At 61.9% G+C, this 10822-nt stretch carries 12 protein-coding genes and 2 tRNA genes; 5 read left to right on the top strand and 9 right to left on the bottom strand.

Annotated elements, in window-relative coordinates; genetic code table 11:
* Positions 1–253 precede the first annotated feature (253 nt).
* Positions 254–487 carry a cell division protein CrgA gene (locus tag GXP34_12360; GenBank protein ID NOY56764.1) on the top strand — a complete coding sequence of 78 codons (234 nt, stop codon included), beginning with the start codon at positions 254–256 and terminating at the stop codon, positions 485–487.
* Between the two features lie 217 nt (positions 488–704).
* The gene (locus GXP34_12355) at positions 705–947 is read left to right on the top strand and encodes a cell division protein CrgA (GenBank protein ID NOY56763.1); all 243 of its coding nucleotides are present in this window, start codon (positions 705–707) and stop codon (positions 945–947) included.
* A gap of 58 nt (positions 948–1005) precedes the next feature.
* On the opposite strand, the gene GXP34_12350 is transcribed toward GXP34_12355, so the two are convergent.
* From GXP34_12350 to GXP34_12340, 3 genes are all read right to left on the bottom strand, one after another.
* The gene (locus tag GXP34_12350; protein NOY56762.1) at positions 1006–2166 is read right to left on the bottom strand and encodes a thiolase family protein; all 1161 of its coding nucleotides are present in this window, start codon (positions 2164–2166) and stop codon (positions 1006–1008) included.
* Positions 2167–2231: 65 nt separating this feature from the next.
* A tRNA-Ala gene (locus tag GXP34_12345) sits at positions 2232–2304 on the bottom strand.
* Between the two features lie 44 nt (positions 2305–2348).
* Complete coding sequence (locus tag GXP34_12340) at positions 2349–2945, bottom strand: class I SAM-dependent methyltransferase (GenBank protein NOY56761.1); 597 nt, start codon at positions 2943–2945, stop codon at positions 2349–2351.
* Positions 2946–3055: 110 nt separating this feature from the next.
* Here GXP34_12340 and GXP34_12335 point away from each other — a divergent pair.
* Positions 3056–3130, top strand: a tRNA-Ile gene (locus GXP34_12335).
* Between the two features lie 248 nt (positions 3131–3378).
* Here the strand turns inward: GXP34_12335 and GXP34_12330 are convergent.
* The 3 genes from GXP34_12330 to GXP34_12320 form a co-directional block, all read right to left on the bottom strand.
* On the bottom strand, positions 3379–4587 hold the full coding sequence (locus GXP34_12330) for a 4Fe-4S dicluster domain-containing protein (protein ID NOY56760.1): 1209 nt from the start codon (positions 4585–4587) through the stop codon (positions 3379–3381).
* A complete protein-coding gene (locus tag GXP34_12325; protein ID NOY56759.1) occupies positions 4559–4816 on the bottom strand; it encodes a hypothetical protein in 258 nt (85 codons plus the stop codon). Before GXP34_12325 ends, GXP34_12330 begins: the two co-directional genes overlap by 29 nt.
* 410 nt (positions 4817–5226) lie before the next feature.
* Positions 5227–5880, bottom strand: coding sequence for a TetR family transcriptional regulator (locus tag GXP34_12320; GenBank protein ID NOY56758.1), 654 nt, complete (start codon positions 5878–5880; stop codon positions 5227–5229).
* Between the two features lie 82 nt (positions 5881–5962).
* On the opposite strand from GXP34_12320, the gene GXP34_12315 reads away from it, so the two are divergent.
* A complete protein-coding gene (locus GXP34_12315; protein ID NOY56757.1) occupies positions 5963–6838 on the top strand; it encodes an alpha/beta hydrolase in 876 nt (291 codons plus the stop codon).
* Positions 6839–6881: 43 nt separating this feature from the next.
* On the top strand, positions 6882–7472 hold the full coding sequence (locus tag GXP34_12310; GenBank protein NOY56756.1) for a cysteine hydrolase: 591 nt from the start codon (positions 6882–6884) through the stop codon (positions 7470–7472).
* Between the two features lie 438 nt (positions 7473–7910).
* On the opposite strand, the gene GXP34_12305 is transcribed toward GXP34_12310, so the two are convergent.
* The 3 genes from GXP34_12305 to GXP34_12295 all read right to left on the bottom strand — a co-directional run bounded on the left by GXP34_12305 (position 7911) and on the right by GXP34_12295 (position 10691).
* Positions 7911–8666 carry an amino acid ABC transporter ATP-binding protein gene (locus GXP34_12305; GenBank protein ID NOY56755.1) on the bottom strand — a complete coding sequence of 252 codons (756 nt, stop codon included), beginning with the start codon at positions 8664–8666 and terminating at the stop codon, positions 7911–7913.
* Positions 8666–9586 carry an amino acid ABC transporter permease gene (locus GXP34_12300; GenBank protein NOY56754.1) on the bottom strand — a complete coding sequence of 307 codons (921 nt, stop codon included), beginning with the start codon at positions 9584–9586 and terminating at the stop codon, positions 8666–8668. Before GXP34_12300 ends, GXP34_12305 begins: the two co-directional genes overlap by 1 nt.
* A 133-nt stretch (positions 9587–9719) precedes the next feature.
* Positions 9720–10691 (bottom strand): amino acid ABC transporter substrate-binding protein, encoded by a 972-nt coding sequence (locus GXP34_12295; GenBank protein ID NOY56753.1) that lies wholly within the window; start codon positions 10689–10691, stop codon positions 9720–9722.
* Between the last annotated feature and the right edge of the window lie 131 nt (positions 10692–10822).

Here is a 10822-nt window from a genome sequence, read left to right as displayed (position 1 = left end):
TCGTCGTCGAGGACGCGGGCCGCATTCTCCTCGCCGACTGACGGCGTCCGCTCACCATGAGGGGGTGTTGCGATCCTGCCGGGTCCACGGTGGCTCGGCCGTCCCGAGACGTGTTCAACGCCTGCACGACGGAGGATCCCGCGGAACCAGACCTTGCCGGCGAATCGGTCGATGCGGGGCCTGGTCGCAGCATGACCACGTCCCTTCACCGTCACACACCGCTGAAGTCCCAAATACCACTACTCTTGTCGTCATGCCCACGTCGAAGACCCGCAAGAAGAAGCGCAACGTCGACCCCCGCTCCGCCGAGCCGAAGCGCAAGCCTCCCTCATCACGACAGTACGTCATCACGATGTTTGCGCTGATGGCCTTCGGGGTGGTGTTCGCCCTCATCAGCCACGTCCTGCAGCTCTTCGGTGGGTGGGGACACTGGATCGGCCTGGCGGCCATTGCCGCAGGGTTCTTGATGACGACCAGCTACCGCTGAAACAACCGCACGTCACAGGGCCGGTTCGACGGATCGATCCGACAGGCCCGATTCTGCGGCTCCTCCTCCAAAGAGGCCGCGTCGAACGATCCCGGCTCATCGAGGCCGTCCCCGCCACCCGTGTCGAGGAGGCACTCGACGCCTTGACCCGAGATGGCATCGCCGTCGAGGACGCAGATCGAGCCTCGCTCGTAAGCCGCCGACTAATCTTGCAGCCATGCCGAAGTCCAAGACCCGCAAGAAGAAGCGCCAGCCCGCCGCTCACGGCCCCGCACATCCTGCGCCCAAACGCAAGCCTCCATCACCTCAGTGGTACGTCATCACCATGTTCGCGCTGATGGCGATCGGAGTGGTGTTGGTGATCCTCAACTACATCTTCTCGTTCTTCGGTGGTTGGGGGCTCTGGTTCGGCTTGGCTGCGCTAGCCGGCGGGTTCTTCATGACCACCAACTACCGCTGAATTACACACGTGTAGTTATCCACGGATTCATCCACACGCTGTGGATGAAGCGAGATCCCTACTCGACCCTCTCGAAGATCGTCGCGTTGGCCATTCCCCCACCCTCGCACATCGCCTGAAGTCCATAGCGAGTCCCCGTCCGCTGCAGCTCATGCACCAGCGTCGTCATGAGTTTCGCCCCCGAACACCCAAGAGGGTGCCCCAACGCGATTGCTCCTCCGTTGACATTGGTCCGCTCCCATAGGGTCTCCGGATCTTCGTCCATTTCGATCAGCCATGCGCCAATCACCGATGCGAACGCCTCATTGATCTCGAATCGGTCGATCTGATCCAGGGTGAGGCCGGCACGCTCCAGTACTTGCCTCGTTGCCGGAATGGGTCCTTTGAGCATCGTCACCGGGTCGACACCCACGACGGCGAAGTCGACGAAGCGCGCCAGTGGCTGCATGCCGAGTTCGTACGCCTTGTCCTCGCTCATGATCAGGACCGCGGCCGCTCCATCCGAGATCTGCGAGGAATTTCCCGCAGTGACCTTTCCATCCGGCTTGAAAGCGGGCCGAAGTCCCGCCAACCCTTCTGCAGACGTGTCGCGCCGGATCCCCTCATCTGCTGTCACCGGAACTCCGTCGGGTCCGGGCGTTGGAACGATCTCCGACTTGAATCGCCCTTCGTCGGTTGCCCGAGCAGCTCGACGCTGCGACGCGAGGGAGATCTCATCGAGTCGTTCACGGCTGAGGTCCCATTCGTCCGCAATCATCTCCGCCGACAGGCCCTGCGGAACCAGGTCATACCGTTGGGTGACCTTGGTGCCGAACGGGTAACCCGGACCTTGTGAAGCGGTGACTCCCATGGGAACTCTCGTCATCGATTCGACCCCGGCGGCGATCACCACGTCATAGACGCCCGCCATGATGCCTTGGGCTCCGAAGTGCGCTGCCTGCTGACTGGAACCACACTGTCGATCGATCGTCACACCCGGCACACTTTCCGGGAAACCTGCGGCAAGCAGGGCGCTCCGGCCGATGTTGAACGCCTGCTCACCGGTCTGCGAGACGCACCCCATGATCACATCGTCCACGACGGCAGGGTCGAGTCCGGTGCGATCGACCAGGTCGTGGAGAACGTGCCCTGCAAGATCGGCCGGATGCCACTCTCTCAGGTATCCGTCCCTCCTCCCCGTAGGGGTTCGAACGGCATCGACGATCACGGCACGGCGCATACGATCCTCCAATCACGGCTCGTGGCGGCGCGACCCCTTCGGTCGTCCTGCCACGAAAATGTGCGTGGAGATGAGCGGACTCGAACCGCCGACCCCCTGCGTGCAAGGCAGGTGCTCTTCCAACTGAGCTACATCCCCAGGGTTGGGAGCATTCTACGTTGCTCACCTTCTTCGTGAATCGATCAGAGACCGCTCGACCCACGTCGCGCCAGCACAAGAGCGTCGATGGCAACCCGGCCATCGACATCACGTACCACCTGCTCGGCCTTGAGCACCTCCAGATCCTCGATGGCTGCCACCACGTCCTGTGGCGTGAACAGCGCAGCCGGATCATGGGGACCGCCGTGACCTCTCTCGAGGTTGGAAAGATCGTGCCCGACGATCAGCAGAGTTCCACCCTCTGCAACGGCGCCTGCAGCCCGACTCCAGATCTCCGGGCGCCACGGCTCCGGGATATGGATATAGAACTCGATGACGAGATCGAAGTTCCGTTCCGTCGGCACGTAGCTCTGCAGATCGGCAACGACCCACTCGACTTCGACCCCTCGGCGACGGGCACCCTCTCTCCCTTTGGCTATCGCCACGTCGGAGAAATCGACGGCTGTTACCTGCCACCCTCGCTCGGCCAACCACAACGCGTTACGTCCTTCGCCGGCACCGATATCCAGCGCTCGACCCGGAGTGAGCCGTTCTGTCTCTGCAACGAGGAACTCGTTCGGCTCGGCGCTCCAGATGAGCTCTTGTTCGGCGTATCGGGCATTCCAGGTTTCACGATTCATGACAGGCGCAAGACTAACGAACCCCCGTACACACCACGATCGAGTCGCGTCGGTGTCGACGCGCATCGTGATTGGTGGCGTTCCTGCGCGCTACTACAATCCCCCGGCGCGGGCCCATAGCTCAGCCTGGTTAGAGCGCATCCCTGATAAGGATGAGGCCCCTGGTTCAAGTCCAGGTGGGCCCACAAAGTGAAACCCCTGGTTGGAGGCCGCAACACGCCTGTCACCAGGGGTTTTGGACTGCTCGAAGCACCATTGTCATCGTGTGGACGGGTTCGTCACCGGAGATGGCGACAGTATCCCCGGAGAAACGTACTCGAACGGCAATGCCAGACGTCTCGGCACTCCGACCCGATGTCGTCGAGTCTGGATACGCCCGTCGAAGCCAAGGTACGAACACCAGGCCGAGTCCTTCCCGGAAACCGGGCGAGCCTCAAATCGATGTTTCTTCGGGCATGACCGGGGTGGAGTCGAGTTCCGCAGGCCAGCGTTTTCTCTGACGCCTCGCCATCTTGAGGATCAGAGCAATGGCGTCCGGGTCGTCCTCGGTGGCATCGGTGACGGTGACCAGGCCGTCTCGCTCCATCTTGGTGAGAATCTCCTCACCGAGTTCACTCCGAACAATCGTAAGGGTCGTGCCGGCGTTCTTACCGATTCCGCCGAGTGAGATGTCGGCATGTTGCGCAGAAAAGTCCGGACAGTGCAGACATCCGGGCCTGGTGTACTCGTTGCACTCCTTGAGCGGTATCTCCACGTACTCCGGGGCACCGGTCCCGGCGTTCTCGTGCCACACCTGGAGCCGGCCCTTGATGTTGATCTTGGTGACGGCCTGTCTCGCTATCCCGTACTTCGCCTCGAGGAGATCCTCATAGATGTTGTCCGTGAACGTCTTTGAGCACAGCAGGCCGATGACCAAGACGAACCGTTTTGCGAGTTTCCTGGCTCCGCGCCCATATGCGACAGGGGGGATCGACGTCTGACACCCGACACTCACCAGCCCGAGCCGTTGAGCGCCCACGGCGTTCGCGTCACCGATCCCCAGCACGTTCGGCGAGTAGGTGTAACGCGAACCGGCACAAGCCAGGAGTTCGTCCCGTGTGCGGGCGATGCCTGGCCGGGTCCGCATCTCATCGTCGAAGAAACTGACAAGGGCGGCATCGATGTAGTCGTTCTCCAGGGCGTACAGAAGGAGTGCGGTGCCCAGACCCCCATCCTGACCGGCATCGGCGATCTCTCTGTCTTTCGCCTGAACCAGGAGGATGGAGCGATAAACTCCGATGACTTCCTCGGCCGTGCGAAGGCGAGACCATTTCGCCTCATCGGCATCCGCTTCCCAAAACCGAAACCTTGGACAGACGCGAGTACAGACGGTGCACCCGCGCTCGCCGTAAACGCATCGCCGTTCGTCCCCATCCACCCATGCGTCCGGCGCAAGCTCGGGTTTCCACACATGTTGATCGAGACTCAGTACCTCATGAGGACACGCGATGACACAACCGGAGCAGCCCGTGCACAGGCCGGTAGGGATCACGTCCCTGGCAAGGTCCTGCCAGCTGTATTTCCACTGTTGCCTCAAATCCAGATTCCCCACTGAGCCTTGCGCATATCGGCCGTCAGAGTCCGGGCATCGCGATCGTGCCATCTTCGACCGGGAACGAGTTGCAGAACCGGTCCTCGACGAACAGGTCCTCGTTCACGAGTGGTCCCTGATGCTCGCCATGAAACCACACGGGGCCATCGTCGTTCGTGCATTCGAGACTCCATGTCGAAGAGCGCCTCACGTACTTGTACCGGTATCCGATCTCGGGTCCGGATACCGGTATGCATCCACCGCCGACCGTTCGCACACCCAATCTCACCACGGTCGCCATGTGTCAAACTCCATCGGTTGGGCCCGTTGCACATTAGTTGGAGTGCCGGCAGACGGGTAGTTTCCATCGGCCTTCGTTGACACCCGGAGACCGATCGTAAAATCACTCATGCAGCCACGATCTGCAGTGATCGGCATCTGCGCCTTCGACCCATCGACGCTGTGCGGTCCGGCAAGTGGACGCACCCCCCTGATGAAATCGCCGCCGAGACGTTTGCCGGCCGGTCGAATCTGCCAACTCGAGACTCTCCGACGACGACCGGCTCCGCAGCAACACTCACTGTCAGAACCGACGCCCCAATGCACGACGCTCCCTGATCACCGCCCTGCCGGCACCGCCGGACTCCTCGGCCCTTCGCGGCCCGAGCCAATCGAGACGGCGCCGTGCTCGGACCCGCAGGAGTCGGAGGCTCAACCGTCGGCCGGAGCCGCGGCGCCGGCAGGGCTACCCCCGACGCCGTCGATCCGAGGCGGCTCCAGCCCGAGAATGCGACACGTCGCCCAAACGACGTGCTCGCGATGAGCAAGCCTGTGCGCAGACGTGGAAGGATCGTCGTCCACATGCATCCGAGCGAGCTGGGGCAGCCCGAACCAAGACGTGGCGAGCCCCAGCAGGAGGAAATGCAGGTGTCGGGGATCCGCTTCGGAGGAGATGATCCCCTCGCCTTGGGCACGCGCCAGGTACGCGACCCGCTCTGCGTAGAACTCCCGTCGCTCCTGTTCCCGCGGGGCGTCGGTCGATGAGAAGTGCAGCGCCTCCCAGTACAGCAGCCGCACCAGATCCGGGTGCGCGCTGTGGTAATCGAACACGGCTCGCACGTAGGCGGGAATGTGACGCGGATCGTCGGGCACGGAGATTGCCGTGCCAAGGCGCTCCAGTTCCACCTCGAGCACAAAGGCAAAAAGGGTCTCCTTGTCACCAAAGTACTCGTAGATCCGCGCCTTGTTGGCGCGGGCGTTCTCTGCAATCCGGTCGACACGCGCTCCGGCAACCCCGAACTGGGCGAACTCATGCCTCGCAGCATCGAAGATGCGGGCCCGGGTGGCATCGGCGTTCCTCTTCATTCGCCAGAGGTTACCAGTCCTATTGACGAACGAACTAGTTCGTTCTATCGTCTGGGCGTCCACTCCAGGCGATTGGAACACGATGATCCAGGAACACGACCTCGACTTCTTCAGTTGGGGCACCCGTTGCTCGGCTGTGCTCCGTCTCCCGGACAGGACCCCGCCGGCCGACGGCTGGCCCGGAATCGTCATGGCCCACGGCTTCCGTGGAATCAAGGAATGGTTACTTCCCCCGATCGCCCGGGAGTTGACCGATGCCGGGTTCGCGATCCTCACGTTCGACTATCGGGGTTTTGGAACGAGCGACGGTGAACGTGGCCTGTTGGTCCCAGAACGCCAGGTGGAGGACATCAGAAACGCTCTCACGTTCCTGTCCGCCCAGGAGATCGTTGATTCCGAGCGGCTCGGCCTGTGGGGGACCAGCTTCGGGTGCGGAACGGTGATCGAGGTAACGGCGCGTGACCCGAGGGTCAAGGTCGTGGTCGGACAGATCGGATTCGGCAGTGCACCCCGGATGCTCGAGCGGTTTCCACCGGAAGGCCGCATGGCGCTCACCAGAATGCTGGCGGAGGATGCAGTCCAGCGCGTACGAACAGGTGGCGGGGCATCGATCGACCCGGCCGTGCTGCTCAACAGCCCGGAATCGGACGACGTTTTCGCGGCAGCCGAAAAGAGCTGGCCCCACATCGCCGTGCGCATTCCTTTCAACGCGGTGGAACGGATCTTCGAGTACGAGCCGGAACGATTCGTGGCCGCCATCGCCCCGCGGCCTCTCCTGCTCATCGGAGCCACACGTGACCAGACCGTTCCCCACAGCGAGATCGAGCACCTGTACCGGCTGGCGGGCCGTCCGAAGGAGCTCCTCACCATCGATGCCGGACACTATGAACTGTATGACGGTCCCGGTGCCGAGGAGGCCAGAGCCCGGACCATCGCGTGGTTCCGGAACTACCTATGAGACCTTCTTCGACCTCGCGAACGGACGGCCCGTATGGTGCACCGTGAGTAGACGAGCCCTCGTATTGATCGAGTTCCAGAAACAATGGACCGAGCCCGGCCTCTATCACCGCCTCGTCAGGCGCCAGCTCGAAGCCCGCCATACCGTGGCCACGGCACGCCGTATCGTCCGAGCGGCGCGCCATGAGGGGGTCGTCGTGATTCATGCGCCGCTCATCATCGATCCCAAGCGCAAGCGGGGACTGCTGGCACATCTGACCTTCGGACGCGTGTTCACGAAGGGCACACCCCGAGCGGAGTTCACAGCCGGGATGTTCGAAACGGGTGACCTGGTGGTGCGGGGACGTACCGGATTCGACGCCTTCGCCGGCACGGATCTGGAACAGCTCCTGCGCGTGAACGGTATCGAGGAGATCTTCTTCGGAGGACTCACCACCGACCAGTGTGTGGCGCGCACCCTGCGGACCGCGTTGGGAATGGGATTCCGTGCCTACCTCGTTCCCGAACTGACCGCCACGTTCGGCAGATGGCAGCAACGTCGCAGCGAGAGGCGGTTCGCTGCGTGTCTCGCTCCCCTCCAGGAATCGGACTTTCCCATTTCCCCTGCACTGCCCGTCGAACCCAACCGGGACTGACCCACAGCGCCCGCACCGGGTGTCGGCCCAAATACACCCGTCGAAGCCGCCGGAGATACCTGTTCAGGCGCACGGCCGACAGGTCGAGGATCGAGACGGCACGCGAAGCCTTTCCCATGTTGATCGACGAGAAGATCGTGGAAGGGTTGAAGGCACAAGACGCGATGAAGCTTCGGTTCGTTGTGGTGCGGTTTCGGGTGGATCATCCCACCGTTCGGCGCCTTCTCACCGCTCGGAAAGCCGGGCCGACTCCCCCACGGTGCAGCGGCCCTCGCTTTCGGATCCGTGGACCACCCTCGTTGGAACCCCTCATGATCATCACCGCATATCCCGCACCTGCACCACAGATCACCACGACACCGATCTGGCCCGCCTCGGTGAGTCGCCGCGGCGTCGGGCCGAGACGTCAGATGGATGCCGGCAGGGCGCCGCACACGTTCACAGGCGACCGGCGTCGGTGATCCGTTTCAGGAATGATTGTGTCCGCGGCCTTTGCGGTTCACCGAAGAACCGCTCCGCAGGACCCTCCTCGTAGATGGACCCTTCCGAGAGAAAGCAGACCCGGTCGGCAACATCGCGTGCAAATGCCATCTCGTGCGTGGCGATGATCATTGTCATGCCGCCTTCCGCGAGATCACTGAGGATCGAGAGCACTTCATCGACCAACTCCGGGTCGAGTGCTGCCGTGACCTCGTCGAGTAGCAGCAGGTCCGGGTTCATGGCGAGAGCGCGCGCGATCGCAACACGCTGCTGTTGGCCTCCTGACAACGCCTCGGGATAGGCATCGGCCTTCTCGGGGAGGCCAACCTGCTCGAGGAGACTTCGTGCCCTTTCGCGAGCCACCTCCCTGGATTCCTTCAACACTTTCACCGGTCCGAGACAGAGGTTGTCCATGACGGAGAGATGCGGAAACAGGTTGTAGCTCTGGAACACGATTCCGACGGAGCGTCGAAGGTGGTTGACGTCGACCGCCGGATGCGAAGCGACGACCTCCCCTACAACGATCATCCCTTCATCAATGGGCTCCAAGGCATCGATGCAGCGCAACAGTGTCGACTTGCCGCAACCCGACGGACCGATGATGCAGACGACTTCATGAGCTTCGACGGTGAGGTTCAGGGATCTGAGTACCTTGTTGGAGCCGAAGCTCTTACTGACACCCTTCACCTCGACGAACGGTCTTGTGGATCTCATCACTGACCTTGCATCCTGGCCTGGGTCTTCGCCAGGAGGACGTCGGTGAGGCGCGTCAGAGGCACCGTCGCTATCAGAAAGAGCAGTGCGGCGGCGACAAGAGGCGCAAGGCTTGCGTAGTTGACCACGCTTATTCGAGCGATGTTGACGGCATCGAGCAGACCGAGAACCGATACCAGAGACGTGTCCTTGATGAGTACCACGAACCACCCCAGTAACGCAGGTGTGACGACACGGATGGCCTGCGGCAGCACGACGTACCGCTTGGCCTGGTATTCCGTGAGCCCTATCGCACGGGCGGCAAGGAGCTGACCGCGCGGAATGCTGCTGATGCCGGACCGGATGACTTCCGATACATACGCGCCGTAGACCAGGGTCAGCGCAATCACCATTGCCCAAAAGGGCGAGATCTCGGACAGTACCGGGATTCCAGATCGTGGTATCCCATAGCCGACGATCAACAACGTGAGTAGGGCCGGGATGCCACGGAACAAGTCTCCGTACACAAGCACCATGACCCGGATCGGCGCGACAGCCTTGCTCGTTGAACCGCGTGCCAAGGCAACGGCAATGGACCACGGGATGACGACAAGCTCCGAGACGATCGCCAGCGACACGTTCAGACGTAGGAACGCCCGTGTCATCGATGGGAGCGCTTCACGAATGACGTGGAAATCGAAGTACCCGCGGGCAACGGCAAAGTCGTTGAGCGTAAAGATCGCCAGGATGAGCAGAATCACCAGGATTGCGGCTCCGATTCCCATGGCCGCGAGTGATCGATCCCGCGCCTTCAACGCCTGGGTCTGCGATTCGAGGTAGTCGATTCCGGCAAGCCGACGGGAGCGGTGGTAGGCCATCGCCCCCAGTACGCCGTAAGGAGGGAACAGTAGGAGCCCGCCGGCGACCATGTAGACGTTCACGCGGCGCCGCCCCCCTCCTTGCGGGGGGCGGCGCTCTTCCACGACCTCGAGTGGTGGTGTCGTCACTATCCGGACACGACCTGACGGGACACCCGTTGAAGCCCTGTTCCCGAGTAACTCATCACCTCGACGCCTATCCCTTCGGTGGGCACTCTGGAGTGTCCATCGGGTCCTGATTCCCGAGCGCTGGGAATACCCACTTGGCCCGAAGCGCATCGAGAGTTCCGTCGGCATCGGCCTTCTTCATTGCTGCCTGCACCGCTTGGGTTATCCCGGCATCCTTTCTGATCAGGATTCCGGCAGTCGAGATCTTCGGGAAACGACACGCGATCACCATGTCCGTTCCCTTGCGGGCAATGATCTGTGAGAGCATGCCCGGGACGTCACCGACTGCCCCATCGATCTGATTCGACTCGAGCGCCGTGTACTTCTCGACGTCCGCCTGGAATGCCCTCGGGCTGACGTTTGGCTGAATGACATCGACGATGTAATCGTAGCTGTTGCATCCCGCACAGGCACCCAGCACAAGGTTCTTGATGTCCTCGAACGTCGTGATCGTGGTTCCCTTCATGACCATCAGCCCCAAGGGATTGAACCAGTACGGCTCGGAGAAATCGAAGAGTTTCTTGCGTTCATCGGTGATCGAGACCTGATCGAGGAAAATGTCGAAACCCACGAACTGCCGGCTGATGATCGCCGAGAAATCCGTCGGTACGAACTCGACTTTGAGACCGAGTTCCTTCGCGAGGTAGGTGGCTATCGCCGGTTCCAACCCTCCCTCGGGATGGGACGGATCGGTTCCTTCCCAGAATCCCGGGACCGGGAAGTCGGCAACTGCCACCGTCAGCGTTCCGTCCTTGACCAGGTTGAACGATGCTGCAGCGGCCGTCGTCACCGTGGTCGCGGTCGTCACCGTCGCCGCCGTGGTCGCGGTCGTCACCGTCGCCGCGGTCGTCGCGGTCGTCGCGCTGTTGGAAGTCGTTGTCGTGGTCGCATCGCTCGTGGAGCTACATGCCACTGCAAGCAGTGCAAGAATCATGCCGAATACGACAATTCGAACTCTCGATGGTCCGCCCACGGCTCCTCCTGCTTCTGTTTCGCTCACAATCGTCCTCCTTGCTGCCCTCTGATTCCCCTGCGAGGAATCCGAAGTAGTAGTATGCTACATGTCACACGTGATATGCAAATGGCAATTTCGACAATGATTCGGTAGGCAGTGACAGCACGAGTCCACAA

Source organism: Actinomycetota bacterium, assembly GCA_013152275.1.
GTDB lineage: Bacteria > Actinomycetota > Acidimicrobiia > Spongiisociales > UBA4744 > BMS3Bbin01.
This window is presented reverse-complemented; position numbering and strand designations above follow the sequence as displayed.